This is a genomic window from Flavobacterium suzhouense (assembly GCF_042684765.1).
GTDB lineage: Bacteria > Bacteroidota > Bacteroidia > Flavobacteriales > Flavobacteriaceae > Flavobacterium > Flavobacterium suzhouense.
On the sequence record NZ_JBHUMD010000008.1, the window covers coordinates 66,759 to 87,478 of the forward strand.

A 20,720-nucleotide genomic window follows, 5' to 3' on the forward strand; every position below is an offset into this window, starting at 1 on the left:
CATGCTATCATGATAAACATATTTGGCTTCGCTTTAGACTGTTCGAAGAGTGCCATAAAAGCAGCCGCAAAAAACAAGATAATATAAATGGTTTTCATAAGTAAGTTTCTGTAAATGGGTATTCTTATTTACCGCAAATATAAACTTTCCTGACCAAATAGCTTATTTTAAAAATATATGGCGCAATCCGGCAATGCTAATTTAATCCTGTTTTTTTCAGCTTCGCCAATAGGATTACCAGTAAGAATAAGTGTTCTTAAGCCTTTCATATTAGCTATCTCTTTCGGAAGCTGAGTAAGTGAATTATGGGCCAGCGATAACATTTCAAGCACCTCAAGCTTAGTGATATCATCAGGCAAAGCGGTAAGCTTATTATGATCGGCCATTATGGTTTTAAGCTGTTTTAACGAGCCTAAAGTTTTAGGAAAATTGCGTAACTGATTGTATTCTATATTTAAGTCTGTAAGCGATTTCAGTTTCAGCCATTCGTTATCGAACTCATTAAACTGATTGCGTCCAATATGCAGTGTTCTTAATTTTTTAAGTTGTGAAATGCTCTGCGGCAAATAGCTTAACTGATTATTATCTACAGCAAGTACTTCGAGGTTACTGCATTTGCCAATGTCTGTAGGCAAAGATGTAATTAAATTTTCCGAAAGGTGAAGCGACTTCAGTTTCTTCAGTTTTTCGATTTCATCGGGTATTGTAGCAATATCATTATCAGAAAGGTTAAGTGCCTGTAATGATTTAAAAACACCAATCTCCGACGGTATATATTTAAGCGTATTACCCTGAAGGTTTAATATTTCAAGATGGGTTAGTTCAAACAATGGCTCATCCCAGTGTTCCAGGTTGTTCCCCATTAAATTGATAAAGCGAAGCTCTTTTAGCTGCCCTACTTCATTGGGCACCGAAAAATAATGCCTGTCCCTAAGGTTAAGCTGGGTAACACCTGTTGCTTTTAAAGCATCGGCAACACTATAATAAACAGGTGCTTTAATAGGGTTAACAGCCTGAGCAAATGTGGTTGTTCCCCAAAATGCAGAAATAGCCAAAAGCAATACCGAAACGGTTTTTTTATTCATTTTCATAAAATCAAAAAAGGGCCGGTATAATGGCATACCGACCCTGAAAAAATTAATCAACTACTTAGTTTTTCTTAATAAGTTTATAAGTACCAGTTTTGTCTCCAATGTGAACATTCACGATATAGATTTGCTCACCTGATGCAGAAAGGTTTATATCAAGTTTTTGGTTTCCACCTATAGATTGTCCTTTAGTTTCAGAAACTTTTCTTCCAAGCATATCATATACTTCAACAAGAACATCACTACCGGCCTCACCGTTGATGTCTACAGTAACTCTACCGTCAGTTGGGTTTGGATATAGGCTAACCATACCTTTAAGAGGGTTTTCAGTACCAAGAATCTCTTCAACAACGATATACTCAACTTTAACAACCTCAGGGCTTGTACCTGCAACGTTAGATGTTGTAAGCGTTACATTATAAGTACCAGGAGTAGCATAAGTTACAACAGGGTTTTCTTCAGTAGAAGTCGCCGGATCACCACCTTCAAAAGTCCAAGACCAGCTTGTAGGGTTGTTTGTACTAAGGTCTGTAAATGTTACGGTTTCACCTTCGTTAACCGTAGTTACGTCAGCTGTAAAATCAGCAGCCGGAGTATGAGCACCAAGATTAGCATCAAGAGCGAATACTATTGCAGCAGAAGCGTTAAAGGTAACATCTCCGAAAGTAGCATCCTGTTGAGCAGCATTGTTACCGTTAGGGTGTTGTACAGAGAAGAATCCGTATTTAAAGTCTGGCGTAAATGTAAGTCCTGTTGGCTCAGCACCAGCCGGCATTGAAGCAAAAAGCTCAATTTTAGGGTTGCTTTGTGTATGGTTAGGACGGATTACCCAAATGTAGTTAAGACCACCATCCTGAAGAACCCAAAGGTTACCTTTATCGTCAAAAGTAAGGTTATCATTACCATCAGCCCATGGCTCAGTTACAGCTCCGTTTGGTCCGGCAATAGTATAATCCATACCTCCTGCAAAAGTTTCAAATTCTGATATAGTAAGACCATTATCTCTAAAGCTGTAGATACGGTTTTTACCTTTACTTGTAAAGTAGATTTTCCCGTCGATTGGGCTAATCTCACAATCTTCAACACCGTTAAAGTTAGTACCACCAAGAGTACCGGCAACAGTTCTAAGGTTGTTACGGTCTGCCTGAGTTGTGTTAGGTACTAATACCCATGTAGCAGTAGCAGAACTTGGCTCGTCGTTAGAAAGCGCCAAATCTAATTTAAGAACATATACCTTACCTGAAGTGAAGTTATTAGGAGTATCTGCAACAAATTTGTATACACAGTGTGTACCACCATCTTCACCATAATAAGCTGTTGTACCATCCGGAGTGATTACAATGTTCTCGTGGTTCATTCTGCCAAGAGCCCAAAGTTTCTCTTTTTTGTTGTTTCCGTAATCTTTAACAGAAGCTGTTACAGGATCGATTTCTACAAACCATCCTAAATCTTCATAACCATCACCGTTAGCATCACCTGCAGCTGTATCCTCTTCAGTAGTTATAACAGTTCCCCATGGAGTAAGACCTCCTGAACAGTTTCTTGAAGTAGTTACAAGATTTGCATCATACATATCAACAGCTTTAGAATCGTCAACTACCCAAAGTTTAGTTTCTTCATCTAAGTGTATGTTTAGCATTGAAACACCACCCGGAGTATTTTCCTGATTAACAGAAAGGTGTCCTACAGTGCTGCTTCCTCCGGTTGGAACATAAGCAGTAAAATCGTGGTTACCGGGAACAGTACCTGTACCTGTCATATAGTTTTCACCTTCTTTAAAAAGAAGCTGATAACGGAATTCAGGAGCCATGATTAGGTGATCAAGCTGAGCTGTAGGTGCGATTGAGCTAAAGCATCCAATATGTGGTTCATCACAGCTAATAGCAAGATCTGCATTAGTGTTTCTGATAAACATATCAAACCCTAAATCAGAACTTGAACCGTCACGGTTGTGAACTTCTGCAGAAATTCTGTTAAGACCTGTAGTAAAAGCTGATTTAGGCACCTGAAAAATATAGTATCTTTTTTCGTTTGCACCATCAATTGTAGAAGATGAGAAAGTCATGTAATTTGTTGGCTCTGCCGGCATATTGTCTCTAAAAACCTCAACTCCGTTTACATAAACAATAACACCATCGTCTCTTCTAACACCAAACTCTACCATTTCAGTAAGAGTAGAAGCGTTAACTTCTATATCTCTATAAAAGTAAGAAGTAATGAATTTATTTCCTGAATCAGGACCATAAGATATTACCGTAGCTGTAGGATCTCCATATCCAAGTGGAGCATTTCCTGACAACCATCCTGCGTTTGCAGCAGTTGGCATATTCCAGTCTGTAGCATCCTGGCTTGTACCATTATCAAGGTACTTCCATTGTGACCCCTTGCTTACAGGGTAGCTTCCAATCTGAGCATAAATTGCAGCTGAAAGCAATAGAGCACTTACACTAAGTAAACGTTTTTTCATGATGTCAATTAGTTTTTGTTTTATAAAGACAAAAGTAGATTCGCAATATTTCCTTAGCCTGAAGAGCTTCTTAAGAATTGATTATCTAATGGTTTGGTTTTTAAACTAAACTTTAATTAATCACGTGTATATTAAACGAAAAACCGGGCTTAAGCCCGGTTTTCTTAACATTTTAAAAACTATCTTTTTACAGGAATATCATTTAAAGAGTTTATAAAGGCAATAAGTTCTTTTTTCTCTTTAGCCGTTAGATTTAAAGGATCCGGAGAAAGTGTCTGATTACTAACATTCAATCCAAGACCACCGCCACCGCCATTGTTATAAAAATCAATTACCTCGTCCAACGTACCATAAGCCCCATTGTGAAAATAGGGTGCCGTAAGCCCTGCATTCCTGACTGTATTGGTTTTAAATGATTTTTCATAAATCCACGCATACTCAATAAGCAATGCATTTGACCATCTTCCCTCATCCGAATCAAGCTTAGGCTGTTTAGCATTAGGATCGGCCAACACTCCTAATATCTCACTTTCATTCTCACTGTATAAAGGAGGAACAAGACCCGCAAAAGTTGGCACAAAATGACAGGTTGCACAATTTGCCTTACCCATAAACAAATTGAATCCGTTTTTAACCTCCTGACTCAGTACATCCGATTCTCCTCTTATATATTTATCAAAATCACTATTAAAGGAACGTAATGATAGTACGTAAGAAGCCAAAGCCTTAGAAAACTTCTCTCTTGTAATCTCACCTTTTCCGTACACTTCTTTAAACTGTGTTTTATATTTAGGGCTTTCCGCAAGTTTTTTAAGGATTGCCGAATAAGCAGTATTAAACTCATCAGCATTAAAGATTACGTGTTCAGCCTGCTGTTCCAATGTAAAAGCACGCAAGTCATAAAAATAACGATCGGCATAAACCGCATTTATTAAAGTAGGTGCATTACGCAGAACCGTTTTACCTTGAACATTGCTTAATGATTTAGGCATACCATCAGCAAATCCTTTTTCCGGTTGGTGGCAGCTGGCGCAATTCATTTTTCCGTCTCCGCTAATTGCAGTATCATAGAATAAAGCTTCACCCAATTTACGCAGCTCAGCACTATCTTCACCCGCTTTTAAATCTGTAAAAAAGTAAGGATTCAGAAAATCGTTACCAAAAATTGATTTACTCTCCGGATTCCAGGCAGCTGTCTGTTTTAGAAACTGAGAAGGATTACCTGATTCAATTTCACCCAAACGTCTATATAATGGATCGATATACTTCCTGAAAATCTCAAGACGATCAAGCGTTTCAAAAGAATCGTTTTTATCAAGGTAACTTATAGCCCCATCAAATAAATCAAGTATTGCTTTAACCTGCTCCTGACTATAACTTTCGGCAACAAAGGTCTTCATGCCTTCAAGCGAAGATTTTGCTTCCGGAATAACATTCAATGAGCCCGGTGTATCAAACCCTGTTAATCCTAATGCATATATCCTTACCAACTGCAACCTTAACGCAAAAATATTTTCTTTACCTGCTGTTTTGGTATTCATGCTATCAAAAAGCAGGATATAGCTATTGTTTAACTTTTTAGCCAATGCCGACACTTGCGCTTTTTCATTTGTTACCTCATCAGAAAAAACCAACTCATCCAACACCTGCAATCCTTCCGGAGCCAATACTACCGGACTGGTCCCCGATTTTTCGATATGCAATAAGGGAGCTCCGTTAAAATGTTCATTTGCGTATTCAGGATAATTATATGCCAGATAAAATTCAATCTTCTTGTAACTGATACGTGTGCTGGCCAATGTATTTCTTAGAGAGTCAACACTAACTTTCCCTGCACGAAAATCGGCCGCTGTTTTATCTAAAAGCATTGCTGCCTCTTTAAAATCAGCCGTAAACTGAGCAATAGCTACCGGATACTCTTTATATTCTGATTCAGAGGTAAATGAGAGGGATAAAGCTACCGAACCAGCCATTACCGCCGCAATGAAATAATATTTAAGTTTACTAAACATACTAAACGTTTTCTTTAAAACGCCAAACTTACCCCCTTAATAAAATGATGATGTTAATGAACGATTAAATAATAATTAACTTCTCATAATATCACATCGGTGAATTTCCTTTCATTTTTCAACAACAATATACCTAAAAAACAAGCTATGAAACACTTATAAATAAAAATAATCTTACAAAAAAAATATAGTTCTCAAAATTTAACAATATCATCGCTACTTGTTAGATTTTACAATTATATCCATTAACAATTATTGAATACCTTCACAAAACAACCTTTATTTACTAAGGAAGTACAACTATCCAACATACTTCATATTGAACTATTCTTACATAAAAAACATCAGTTTTTTCACATAAAAAACACTCAATCACCACCAAAAAGCACAATTGACAAATAATTCCTAAAACTATTAACACTAACGTTAGATTTATCTTATTTTTTAGTTAATTTTGAGAATTAACTTAGCTAAACTTAAATACTATGAGGAAAATTACTTTGATGCTTATTGCGTCTTTGCTATCTTTCTGTAGCTATGGGCAGCTCGCCCTGGAGGAGTTTGAGACCGCTTGGACGGGAACTCCTGCAGCACCACCTGGCGGCTGGGCAGTATACAGTGAGATAGGAACCATTACATGGGTTCAAACTACCGCAGGAAACACTACTACACCTGCTTATTTGGGAAGCCATGCTGCTTACCTTAACCGGGAAAACGTAGCACCGTCTGCTCCAATCCCGTCAAACTGGCTCATTACCAAAGCCTTTAACGGACCAACAAACGGTCAGCTTGAATTTTATTCTCGTTTAACTGTACTGGGCGACCAGGGAGGTACTTACAAGATTATGATTGCAGTAGACAATCCTGCACTACCTGTACAAAGCTTAACATGGGTAGATCTTGTAGCTCCAATGGGAGAACTTGCTATGAATCCAACACAAACGGAGTATGTAAACAAGGTATTCCCTGTTCCTGCTACCTATGTTGGACAACAAATTCGTATCGCCTTTATTATGCAGGGTGATAACATGGATCGTTGGCTGATTGATAATGTAAGAGTGGTCTCTCAATGTAGCCCGCCTTCAACACAATCAGTAAGTAACGTAACCACTTCAGGTGCTAACTTAAACTGGGTAAGTCCTAATGGTGTAACGACATTTGAAATTGAAAATCTTCCGGCTGCGAATCCTCCTACAGGTACAGGAATCACTTATAACGGATTACCACCATATGCACAGGGTGGACTTACAGAAAACACACCTTACAAATTTTATGTACGCTCAATATGTAGTGATGGAGGGCAAAGCGACTGGATAGGTCCTTTCTTTTACAACACAGCCGCTACAGGCGCAATTTGTAGTAATCCATTGGTAATTCCAAGTACATTACCATACACTACAACCAATAACACTGTAAACTTTGCCGATACCTATGAAGGTATTCCTGGTACAGGGTGTAATGCTACAGGGAACTACCTTGCCGGTAATGATGTAGTATATTCATATACCCCTACTACCAGTGGAAACATTTATATAAGCCTATCGGGTACAGGCGGAAATGCAGGATTGTTTGTTTATGCAAACTGTACTTCAATAGGTGTTAGCTGTCTTGCCGGTGTAACTGCTTCGGCTACTGCTGCCGGTGTGATACCTACATTTGCAGTTACTGCTAATACAACATACTACATAGTGGTAAGTACAAACGGAACCCCACAAACTACTCCTTATACATTAATATTACAACAGGTAAACTGTGCCGCTCCTACAGGTCTTACGGCAAGTGGGCAGACACCAACATCAGCTCAGCTTTCATGGGCTGCAGGCACAGCTACTTCATGGCAAATTGTGGTGCAAACACCAGGCAGCGGATTACCAACCGGAGCAGGGCAAACTGTAACGCAAAATACTAACCTTCCTGTTTCTTCAACTATAGGAAGCAGCAACATCCAAAACTTCACTGAAGCCACGAACTATGAATACTATGTAAGAGCAGATTGTGGAAACGGAACTTATAGTATCTGGACCGGACCTTTTGCTTTTTCAACTACTCAGGTTCCGGTAGCTTTAGAGTACAACCAGAATTTTGATGGGCCGGCGGCTCATGGATTCTCGATCAACAATGGTACACAGGCAAATAAATGGTATGTAGGAGGAGCTACTTTCAATAGCCCTACAAACTCTTTATATATAAGTAACGACAATGGTATTACTAATGCTTATACCATAACTACAGCGTCTGTTGTACATGCATTTAGAGATATTACTATTCCTGCAGGTACAGGTCAAATCAGTGTGTCTTTTGATGTTAAGGCCGGTGGACAAAGCGCTACTGACTACATTAGAGCATGGCTGGTACCGGTTAGCTTTACACCTACGCCGGGCACTCAAATTACAGCAGCAAACAGTGGTGGGGTTCAGGTAGGTGGAAACTTCCATCTTTACCCAACATGGACAACTGTAAATAACACAGTAAACGTTTCTGCGATAACAGGTACAAGAAGACTTGTATTTGAATGGAGAAATGACGCCTTTACAGGTGCACAACCAGCCGGAGCTATAGACAATCTTAATATTAAGGTTGTTACATGTCCGGCTCCGACAGCACTCACTATGGCATCGGCTACACAATCAAGTGCAACATATACATGGACAGCTCCTTCTGGCACTCCACCTGCAGGTTATGAGTATTACTATTCTCAAAACTCAGCTGCAGGACCTACTGCTACTACAGCTCCATCAGGAAGCGTCGTAGGTGGTACAACAACAACTGCAACCATATCTCCTCTAAACCCGTCTGAAACCTATTATATGTGGGTAAGAAGCACATGTGGTGCAACAGACAAGAGTTTCTGGATAGGCCCGGTAGCTGTTGTAGTTCCTCAAATTCCGGCAACTTTAAATCTTGTTCAGAATTTTGACTCAGGAGCTCACAACTTCTCACTTAGCAATGGAACTCAGCCTAATATTTGGGTTGTTGGATCGGCAACAAGTTTAAGCCCATCAAACTCTTTGTATGTAACTAATGACAACGGAGCTACTAACGGTTATAATGTTAACCTTGCATCTGTAGTTCATGCATACAGAGATATTACTATCCCTGCGACTGCTGGTGAAATATCAGTAACCTTTGACTACAAAACTGTGGGAGAAGCAGGATGGGACTACATCAGGGTATGGATGGTACCAACTACTTTTGTACCAACTACAGGAACACAAATTACAGCAGCTGCTGTAGGTTCGGGAGACAGGGTACAGCTGGGAGGCAACCTTCAAACTACTCCTGACTGGACAAATATTTCATTTGACACTCCGGTTGCTACTTACCAAAACCAGACAAGACGTTTAGTATTTGAATGGAGAAATGACGGTATTTTAGGTGCGCAGCCTGCAGGTGCAGTTGATAATATCAATGTATCTGTAGTTACCTGTCCTAAACCGGCTAATCTTACTGCAACTAACGTTACAAGTACTAATGCAACGCTAGACTGGACAGAACCGGGATCGGCAACCAGCTGGGAAGTTGTTTACATGCCTGCAACGGGCGCAGTAGCTCCTACTGCAACAACAACAGGAACTCCAGTTACAGGAACAAGCGAACTTACACCAGCTGTAGGTACGTTTATGCCTGGTACACAATATGTATTCTACGTAAGATCCATTTGTGGTGGCACTGACGGAAACAGTAAATGGGCAGGACCGTTTACCTTTGCACTTAAACCGGCAAATGACGACTGTGCTAATGCTACACCTGTGCTTACAAATCCGGACTTAAACTGTACGAATTTTGTAAACGGAAGTATTTTAGGTGCAACTGCATCTACTGAAACTACTACGTGTGGCGGTACTAAAGACGACGATGTTTGGTTTACATTCGTAGCTACCAACACAGCCCACAACATCAACCTGAACAATGTAACAGGAAGTACTACCGACCTTTTCCACGTTGTATATTCAGGAAACAACTGTGGTGCATTAACTCAGCTTTACTGTAGTGATCCTAATAACAGTGTGGCTAATAACCTTGTTGTAGGACAAACTTATTACATAAGAGTATATTCATGGACTGCAACCGCAGGACAGACATCAGCATTCCAGGTATGTATCACTACTCCGCCACCACCGCCGGCAAACGACGACTGTGCAGGAGCAGTTACTGTACCTGTAAATCCTACTTTAGTATGTTCTGATACTGCAGCCGGAACTATCTATTCTGCGACAGCTTCACCGGAAGCAAATACTTGTGGAGGTACTGATGATGATGACGTATGGTTTAAATTCGTAGCCACTAATGCAACTCACAGAATCAGCCTTCTAAACATTACAGGGGGTACTACAGATTTATTCCACGTGCTTTACTCTGGTACAAACTGTGGAGCTCTAACGCAATTATACTGTAGCGACCCTAATGATAGCTGGGCTAACAACCTAACTGTTGGACAAACCTATTATATACGTATATATTCATGGACAGCAACTGCAGGACAGACATCAGCATTTAATGTGTGTGTAGGAACTCCACCTCCACCTCCTGCAAATGATGAATGTGCCGGTGCGATAACGGCTCCGGTTAACCCAACTATGATATGCGAAGATGTAGTAGACGGAACTGTTCAATCGGCAACTGCATCTCCTGAAGCAAATACATGTGGTAACGTTAATGATGACGATGATGTTTGGTTTGAATTTGTTGCTACCGGCACAGCGCACATTATAGAACTTAAAAACATTACAGGTTCTACAACAGATCTTTACCACGCTGTTTATGTTGGTGATGTATGCGGTACATTAACACAATTGTACTGTAGTGATCCTAACTATAGTCTTGCTACAGGTTTAACTGCGGGGCAAACATATAAGGTAAGAGTGTGGACTAATACAGCTACTCTTAACCAGACAAGTGCCTTCCAACTATGTGTAAGCACTCCTCCACCTCCTCCAACAAATGATGAGTGTGCGACTGCTATCACTGTACCGGTTAACCAGGACTCTAACTGTACGCTAACAGCTACTGCAAGCGTATATGGTGCAACAGCATCGCCTGAAGCAAATACTTGCGGAAATACTAATGACGATGACGACGTTTGGTTTAAGTTTACAGCAACTCATACAACTCACCTGATATCTTTAACTAATATTATAGGTAGTACAACCGATTTATACCATGTTCTTTATTCAGGTACTAACTGTGGTACTCTTACTCAGGTATATTGTAGTGACGCTAACTCAAGTGTTGCAAGTGGTCTTATTGTTGGAAACGAGTATAAGATCAGAGTATACTCTAATGCAACAACAGCTCAAACTACACAGTTTGATGTATGTATAAGAATTCCTAATACGCCTATAGTTGTTAACCCTAACTTATACACTGTAGACCAGTTAGTAAATGAAGTATTGATTAACTCAGAATGTGCTCTTGTGAGTAACATTACGTCTGTATCACAGTCAAATTTTGGTGGAGCAACAAGTATCAGTTATTTTGACGCTAATGGTGCTACTTTCCCATTCTCTTATGGGGTTGTACTTGCAACTAGTGATGCTGTACTTGCTCAGGGACCTTATACAGGTACTAATACCGGAGGTGGTGCATTGAACTGGGTAGGCGATGCCGACCTGAATGATATTATCGTTGCCAACAACCCGGCACAGGTAAATGGTACTCAAAATGCAACGCTTCTTGAATTTGACTTTATTCCGCTAACGAATAAATTTACATTCGACTTCCTGTTTGCATCTTCTGAATATGGTACTTTCCAATGTACATTCTCTGATGCGTTTGCATTTATCCTTACCGACTCAGATGGTAATGAACAAAACCTTGCCGTTCTTCCTAATACTAACATTCCTGTGAGTGTTACCAATATTAGAGACTCGCAGTACAACACAGGTTGTGGTTCTCAGAACGTTCAGTATTTTGGACAAATGAACCAAACGGATCCGATGGCAGCAGCTATCAACTTCCAGGGGCAAACAAAACCTCTGACAGCAGAAGCCGATGTTATACCAAATACAAGTTATCATATTAAGCTTGTTATTGCCGATTACTCAGATTCATTATTTAACTCTGCCGTATTCTTAGGTGGTGGTACATTTGATATTGGAGAAATCGACATGGGTGGTAACCTTACTGTAGATAACGGAACTGCACTTTGTGATACTCAAAGTAAAACCCTTGATTCCGGCCTTATTGGTGATCAGTACAACTATGCATGGTACAAAGACGGCGATCTTATCCCTAATGCTGACCAGCCTACTTATGAAGTTACCGAATCTGGTACTTATGGTGTAGAGGTTACAATAGATAATATCTCTTGCTCATATGAAGGTATCGTAGTTGTTGAGTTCTATACTCCGGTTAACGAACTTACAGGAGACCCTGTAAATCTGGTTCAATGTGACGCTTCTGGTTTCAGTACTTTTGACCTGACTCCAAATGTAAATGCGCTACTATCGTTACCTACAGATCCAGCTAACTTTGATGTTTCTATCTATTTAACTGAAGATGATGCTAACAATGCTGTAAACGCTATCGACCCTGCTACATATACTGCTTTTGCAAATACTACTGAAGACCTTCAGACTCTTTGGACAAGAACAGTATATAATGTAACAACATGTGTTGGTATTAAATCATTTGATCTGGTAGTTCAGGATCTTACTCCTCAATACACCATTGATAGTGACTTCTCAATATGCGACGGAACATCTGACACTATTGATGTAGTAATTACTGACACTGACCCTAACCCTGTAACATATACATGGACTAAAGACGGAAATCCACTTCCTGACACTACTCCATCAATAACAGTTACAGAAGGTGGAGCATATACGGTAGTTCTTGACAGAACAGGATGTTCAACAAGCGCGACAGTTAACGTTGTGGTAACTCCAATTCCTGTTGCAGACGCTCCTGCTAATGTGGCAATTTGCGGTGGCTATACTTTACCTGCACTTAGCCCAGGAAATGGTTACTTTACTTTAGCTAATGTTCCTGTTAATGCCGGTGAGATTATTACATCTTCACAAACATTGATTGTTCGTGCAGAAAGTGGTACTACTCCTAACTGTACTTCTGAAAACACATTTACTATTACTATTACGCCTAACCCAGTAGTTGCATCTCCGGGTGACCAGATTGCTTGCGATAGCTACGAGCTTCCTGCACTTGTTCATTCAAGCAACAACTACTATACTGGTCCAAACGGAACAGGCACTATGCTTAGTGAAGGTGATGTAATTACAAGTACTCAGTTAATTTATGTATATGAAGAAACAGGTGGTACTCCAAACTGTTTTGGTGAAGAAAGCTTTACAGTAACTATTACCCCAACTCCTGTGGTAGACACACCTGGTGATGTAAGCGTTTGTGACAGCTATGTGCTTCCGGCTCTTACTACAGGAAACTATTATACTGGTCCTGGTGGTACAGGTAATCCGCTTGCAGCAGGAGATCTTATTTCTTCTTCTCAACAGATTTATGTATTTGCCCAAAACGGAAACTGTTCTGATGAGCATATGTTTACTGTAACTGTAACTCCTACTCCGGTATTTAGTCTTGGAGAACCTCAGTCTTCTTGTGTTGCTTCTAACATCACTATAAATGTTAGCGGAGCCAACTTTAATCTTGGTGATGCTACCTATGAGTGGTCTCTTGAAGGAGCTCCTCTAACAGGAGGAAGCAGTATAGTTGCTTCAGGATTCGGAACATATACCCTAACTGTAACTGTAAACAACTGTACTCATTCTGAAAGCGTTCTGGTAAGTCAAAATACTGCCCAGATAGATCTTCTGATTGTTGATGGTTGTGAAGGTGGAGAGTTCATGATCGAAGTGACAGATATAGATGGTTCATTCAATATTGATACAGCCACTTACTCATGGACAGGCCCTAATGGATTTACATCTGCCGCACGTAAGTTTGCTGCTCCTTCATCAGGTGAATATTTTATAACCATTACTACACCTGATGGATGTATTGGAGAAGACTCTATTGTGATTTCAGACACCAGCTGTGATATTCAGAGAGGTATATCACCAAACGGTGATGGATACAACGATGCATTTGACCTTTCTACTCTTAACGTTAAAAAACTGAGCATTTACAACCGTTATGGTCAGGAAGTATATACTAAAAACGATTATAAGAATGAATGGGTTGGTCAAACCAATAAAGGTGATGAATTACCAACAGGAACATACTTCTATATGATAGAACGTTCTACAGGTGAATCTACTACCGGTTGGATATATATTAATCGTCAAAATTAATTTTTGTAACTTTTAAACACAAATAAGTTATATACATTACAAAGGGCTGCCTCTCAGGCAGCCCTTTATTTTTATACATTATCAGCTATTTAATATATAAATAATTCCTACTTTTAAAAAAGTTAAAAACAACAATTAATCTATAAAATAATAATTCTATAACAAATAACTCAAAAGTGTTAAAGAAAAAAGACAGAAAAGTTCAATTTTAATTAACCTCCTATTTAATCTTTAGATAACTTTGCCCTCAAATTAAGCTAACGTTATAATTATGAGGAAATTTACATTGATGATCATAGTATCATTACTGTCTTTTTGTACTTATGGGCAGCTTGCTATGGAAGGATTTGAATCTCCATGGACAGGTACCCCGGCTGCACCCCAGGGAGGTTGGGTTGTATACAATCAGATAGGAAACATCACCTGGAAACAAAGCACTTTAGGTGATACCAACACCCCACCTGAAACAGGATCTTATGCAGCATACCTGCAAAGAGAAAATGTATCGCCGGGAGCACCTATACCCACAAACTGGTTAATTACACCACAGTTTAACGGTCCCTTAAATGCTAAATTAAATTTCTCTTCACGACTTACAGTTCTTGGAGATCAGGGAAGTATTTACAAAATTAAGATAGCGATTGTCACTGATTCATCAGTACCTGTACAAAACCTTCCATGGGTAGATCTTGTAGCACCTATGTCGGAATTTGTACTTAACCCTACACAAACTGTTTACAATCAAAAATCGTTTGCTCTCCCTGCTGCCTATATTGGCCAGCAAATCCGTATAGCATTTATAATGGAAGGTGACAATATGGACAGATGGCTCATTGACAATGTAGAAGTTGTTACTCCTTGCGATCCTCCTTCTAATCTTAGTGTGGCAAATATTACTACTAGTAGTGCTGAACTAAACTGGTCGAGTCCCACAGGCGCACTATCATGGGAAATTGAGAACTTACCGGCTTTAGGTATACCAACAGGCACAGGTGTAAGTTATTCAGGAACACTTCCATATACACAAGGTGGGCTAACAGAAAATAGTGATTACAAATTCTATGTACGATCTGTTTGTACAGGCGGGGTAAAAAGTGATTGGGTAGGTCCATTCCCATATTCAACTAATGCTTTGGGCGAATACTGTTCTGACCCAATAATTATACCTGCTACATTACCGTACAGCACTACAAATAACACAGCTAATTTTGGCGACCACGTAGACGGAACACCGGGAACAAGTTGTGTAGCAACCGGAAACTATCTTAATGGCAATGAAGTTATATATTCATATACTGCTACTACAAACGGAAACATTCACATCTCACTATCTAATACGGGGGGTGCCGCAGGCCTTTTTGTATACAATTCATGTTCATCTATAGGAACCAGCTGTCTTGCGGGGGCAGTTGCATCTTCTTCTGCTTCTGCAATCATACCTTCTTTTGCAGTAACTGCCAATACTACATATTATTTTGTAGTAAGTAGTAATGGTAGCCCACAAACAACACCATATACATTATCAATACAACAGGTAGCATGTAGCGAACCAACCGCGCTTACAGCAAATGGAAATACAGCTACATCTGTAAATTTATCGTGGACGAGTTCTGCTACTGCATGGCAAATTGTAGTGCAAAACGCAGGTTTAGGACTACCTACAGGTAACGTGCAAAATGTAACCCAAAATACAAACCTGAATATTACGGCTACAACAGCAGGTGTAAACTTTAGTCCTGCTACTAATTATGAGTACTATGTAAGAGCAAACTGTAATAACGGCACCTATAGTATATGGTCGGGCCCATTTGCTTTCTCTACAACTCAGGTTTCTGTTGCTTTACCTTATATAGAAAATTTTGATGCTGCAACACATGGTTTTTCAATAGTAAACGGAAGCCAGGCAAACAAATGGCATGTAGGAGATGCTACATCTAACAGCGCTACGAAATCTTTATATATAAGTAATGATAATGGTTTAACAAATGCCTATACCATAACTTCTGCATCAATAGTTCATGCATATAGAGATATTATAATACCCGCTGCTGTTGGTCAGCTTAGTGTATCTTTTGATTTAAAAGTAAACGGGCAAAGTAATGCCGACTATGTAAGAGCATGGCTTGTACCTACAACATTTGTACCTACAGCCGGTACTGCGATAACTACTGCTAATAGCGGTGGAATTCAGGTTGGCGGTAATTTACAGCTTACTCCGGACTGGACACTACAAAACCTTGTAGTAGAAGCTGCCGCCCTTTCAAACTCTACCAGAAGACTGGTATTTGAATGGACTAATAACACTGCTGTAGGTACACAAACACCGGGAGCTATTGATAATCTTGCTGTAAAAGTTATCAGTTGTTCTTCGCCAACAGCACTTACACTCGTATCGGCGACACCTAGCAGTGCAACATTTAACTGGGTAGCACCGGGAGGAACTACACCATCAGAATATGAATATTACTATTCAACAACCACAACTGCTCCTACAGAAACCACTGTGGCTCAAGGAAGCGTATCAGCCCCTGCAACTAGCGCTACTATACCATCACTCTCATCTTCGCAAACCTATTATGTATGGGTAAGAAGCAGCTGTGGTGCATCTGGAAAAAGTTTCTGGACAGGACCTGTATCTGTAATTATACCTCAGGTACCGGCGAATCTTGACCTGACACAAAACTTCGATGGACCTAGCCATGAATTTTCTTTCCTAAACGGAACACAGATAAACAAATGGGTGGTAGGCTCGGCAACAAGCAGTAGTGCTACAAAATCATTATATATTACAAATGATGAAGGCCTGACTAATGGTTATGCTAACAGTTCACCGGCATGTGTTGTTCATGCATACAGAGATATTAACATTCCTGTAGGAGCAACAGAAGTTGCAATTGAATTTGATTTTAAATGTCTTGGAGAAACTGGATCCGGATCCCTACCTGTAGATTATATGAGAGTATGGATGGTGCCAGTTACTTTTGCACCAACACCGGGAACACAAATACTAGCTGCTGCTGCCGGAGCAGGAGACAGAATAAAAGTAGGTGGCGATCTTAACAATTCACCTGAATGGACAACAAAATATCTTGCCACTCCGGTAACTGCTTATGCAGGAACAACCAGAAGACTCGTATTTGAGTGGAGAAACGACTTTAACAACGTTGGCCTTCCGGCAGCAGCTCTTGACAACCTTAACGTTAGAGTTGTTACCTGCGACAAACCTACAAACCTGGCTGTAAAAAATGTTACTAATACAACCGCTACACTAGACTGGGATCAGACAGGTACGGCATCGAACTGGGAGATATTTTTAGATGAGGCAGATGGCCACATCCCTCCTACAGCATCAACTTCGGGTGTTCCTTATGCAGGAGTAAGCGAATATACATTATCGCCGGGTGCTGTCACTTATGGTACACAATATGTATATTATATCAGAACTAACTGCGGAAGTACCGTTGGCAAAAGCCAATGGGCAGGGCCTTTCTATTTTGCATTAAAACCACTTAACGATGATTGTAGCAACCCTACAACGCTTACAGTTAGCCCTGATTTAACATGCACTAATTTTGCTTCAGGTAATGTTTATGGAGCAACGGCATCATCAGGAATTACTACCACATGTACAGGAACTCCTGATGACGATATTTGGTACGAATTTGTTGCTACAAGTACTTCAGTAAATGTAAACTTTAGCAATATAACAAACTCAACTCAGCTTGTCCATACACTATACTCAGGAAACTGCACTGCTTTATCTCAGGTTGTTTCTTGTGGTACAATAACTGCAAATGCTACTACGCATACTGGGCTTGTGGTAGGTCAGACGTATAAAATAAGAATCTGGACATTTACATCTACACCATTACAGAAAACAACATTCCAGTTGTGTCTTACCACTCCGCCTGCTCCACCGGCAAATGATGAATTTGCAGGTGCATTAACGGTTCCTGTAAGTCCTAATTATGATTGTGAAAACCCATTGGCAGGAAGCGTGATTTCGGCTTCACAGTCTTCTGTACCTCTTATTTGTACAGCAACAGGACTAATAGCAACAAACGATGTCTGGTTTAAGTTTGTAGCACAAAACACAACTCACAAAATAAAGATTACAGGTATTAACGGATCTACTACCGATTTATATCATGAACTGCATGCAGCGGCAGGTACTGCTACCACGCCTTTATATTGTAGTGATCCTGACGAGAGTTTTGCTAATAATCTGACTATAGGTCAAACCTATTACATAAGAGTTTACACAAAAGTTGCCAATACAGCGACAATTAAACAAAATACAACTTTTAGCGTTTGTATAGGAACACCTCCACCGGCACCTGTAAATGATGAGTGTGCTAATGCTATTGTTGTACTTACTAACCCTACAACCGTTTGTGATAACGTTGTTAATGGAACTATCGCCTCTGCGACAGCTTCACCTCAGGCAAACACTTGCAGCAATACAGCAGACGATGATGTATGGTTTGAATTTGTAGCAACAAGCACAGCCCACATTATAGACCTTAAAAACGTTAACTCAGGTACAGATGATCTTTACCATTCGGTTTACCAGGGTAGCGCATGCGGATCGCTTACACAGCTTTATTGTAGCGACATAAACCAGAGCCTAGCGTCCAATCTTACAGTTGGCCAAACTTATAAGATAAGAGTATGGAGTGCTACTTCTACTCCTAATCAAAGTTCTAAATTCCAGCTTTGTGTTAGTACTCCACCTCCACCGGCACCTAATGATGAATGTGCAAATGCTATAGTATTAGGAGTTAACCAGGATGCAAACTGTAATTTAAGTACTGTTGCTAACGTATATGGAGCTACAGCATCACCTGAACCTAACACATGTGGAAATACAAATGATGATGATGATATCTGGTTTGAGTTTACAGCAACTCATACTACACACCTAATATCGCTATCTTACATTACCGGTACTACTTCAGATTTATACCACGTGGTATATTCAGGAAATCAATGCGGTTCGTTAACACAACTATATTGTAGTGATGCAAACGCAAGTACAGCGGCTAATCTTGTTGTAGGTAATACCTATAAAATAAGGGTGTATACTAATACTGCCGATCCTAACCAAACATCGCAGTTTAATATATGTGTAAGAATACCTAACACACCTATTAGTGTAGTTACAGATACTTATAGTACAGAGCAACTTGTCAGCGAAGTATTGATAAACTCTGAATGTGCATTGGTGAGCAACATTACTTCTAAATCTTTAGCAGATGTAAACGGTACAGCGAGTATTGCTTACTTTGATGCTAATGGCGCTACTTTCCCTTTCAATTACGGCGTTGTAATGTCTACAGGTAAAGCGCAGCTGGCTGAAGGTCCATTCGTAAACAGCTCTAATATTGGATCTGATGCGAATACATGGCCTGGTGACGCAGAGCTTAACAGCATTATTGTAGCTAATGATGCAACACAGGCTTCAGGAACTAACGATGCGTCAGTTTTGGAATTTGACTTCGTACCATTAACAAATAAGTTTAGTTTCGATTTCTTATTTGCCTCAACAGAATATGGTGCATATCAATGTACTTTTACCGATGCATTTGCATTTATCCTTACCGAACCAAACGGTAATAAGAAGAACCTGGCTGTTATTCCGGGAACTACTATTCCTGTTACAGTAACGAATATTAAAGATGGCCAGTATAACGTAAGTTGTGGTTCTCAGAACATTGAATATTTTGGACAAAATAACTTTGCTCAGCCATTAGGAGCTGCTATTAACTTTAATGGCCAGACAGTTCCTATGAAAGCTGAAGCTGATGTTATTCCGGGAGAAATTTATCATATAAAACTAGTTATTGCCGACTACAATGACAGAGCCAGAGCATCTGCCGTATTCCTTGGTGGAGGTAGCTTTGATATTGGAGAACTTAACCTTGGAGGTGACCGTTTGGTAGCTGATGGTACTGCACTATGTGACACCGAAACCTATACACTTGACAGTGGAATGACAGGTAACCAATACAACTATGAATGGTTTAAAGATGGTATTACTATACCTGGTGCTACTGAACCTACTTATGTTGTTACTGAACCGGGAACTTATGGTGTTCAGGTAAGCATGGATAATATATCTTGTACCTATGAAGGTAAAGTAGTTATTGAAAACTATAATTCAATTAACGGTCTTACCGGTACTCCTGCAAACCTTACAGCATGTGATGCTTCAGGTTTCAGTACTTTTGACCTGACTCCTAATGTAACTGCACTGCTTGCTCCGGTAACAACTCCGGCCGACTTTACAGTTTCAATTCACTTAACTCAAGATGATGCTAATAACGGTGTGAATGCTATTGATTCAGCAACCTATACTACGTTTGCCAATACAACAGCTAACCTGCAAACACTGTGGACCAGAACGGTATACAGCACAACAGGATGTTATGGCGTGAAACCGTTTGACCTGATTGTTCAGGATCTTACGCCTGTATATACTATCACGCCTGATTACTCAATTTGTGAAGGAACTTCAGGAACTATCGAGGTTGTAATTACTGATACTGATACGACTCCTGTTACCTATACCTGGACTAAAGACGGAGCTCCGCTTGCCGAAGCTACCGCTTCGATTACAGTTACTGAGGCCGGTGCCTATACTGTAGTTCTTGACAGAACAGGTTGTACTGCTACTTCTACAGTTAATGTAGCGGTAATACCTACACCGGTTGCTGATGCTCCGGCTGACGTTACTGCTTGTGGCAGCTATGAGCTTCCTGTACTTAGTGCAAATAACAATTACTATAATGCAACTACTAATGCACTTGTTGTTGCAGGTACTGTTATTACTGAAACTACCACATTTAATATAGTCGCTTCCAGCGGAACTACCCCTGAATGTACT

At 40.0% G+C, this 20,720-nt stretch carries 5 protein-coding genes; 2 read left to right on the forward strand and 3 right to left on the reverse strand.

Annotated features, from left to right (window positions below):
• Positions 1-167: 167 nt before the first annotated feature.
• The 3 genes from ACFSR3_RS08330 to ACFSR3_RS08340 all read right to left on the reverse strand — a co-directional run bounded on the left by ACFSR3_RS08330 (position 168) and on the right by ACFSR3_RS08340 (position 5,567).
• Complete coding sequence (locus ACFSR3_RS08330) at positions 168-1,091, reverse strand: leucine-rich repeat domain-containing protein (protein WP_379820560.1); 924 nt, start codon at positions 1,089-1,091, stop codon at positions 168-170.
• Between the two features lie 58 nt (positions 1,092-1,149).
• Positions 1,150-3,555, reverse strand: coding sequence for an alkaline phosphatase PhoX (locus ACFSR3_RS08335; RefSeq protein WP_379820561.1), 2,406 nt, complete (start codon positions 3,553-3,555; stop codon positions 1,150-1,152).
• A 179-nt stretch (positions 3,556-3,734) separates the two neighbouring features.
• Positions 3,735-5,567 carry a cytochrome-c peroxidase gene (locus tag ACFSR3_RS08340; protein ID WP_379820562.1) on the reverse strand — a complete coding sequence of 611 codons (1,833 nt, stop codon included), beginning with the start codon at positions 5,565-5,567 and terminating at the stop codon, positions 3,735-3,737.
• Positions 5,568-6,052: 485 nt separating this feature from the next.
• Between ACFSR3_RS08340 and ACFSR3_RS08345 the strand changes: the two genes are divergently transcribed.
• Complete coding sequence (locus tag ACFSR3_RS08345) at positions 6,053-13,834, forward strand: choice-of-anchor L domain-containing protein (protein ID WP_379820563.1); 7,782 nt, start codon at positions 6,053-6,055, stop codon at positions 13,832-13,834.
• Positions 13,835-14,105: 271 nt separating this feature from the next.
• A partial coding sequence (locus ACFSR3_RS08350) for a choice-of-anchor L domain-containing protein (protein ID WP_379820564.1) occupies positions 14,106-20,720 on the forward strand: 6,615 nt, incomplete at its 3' end.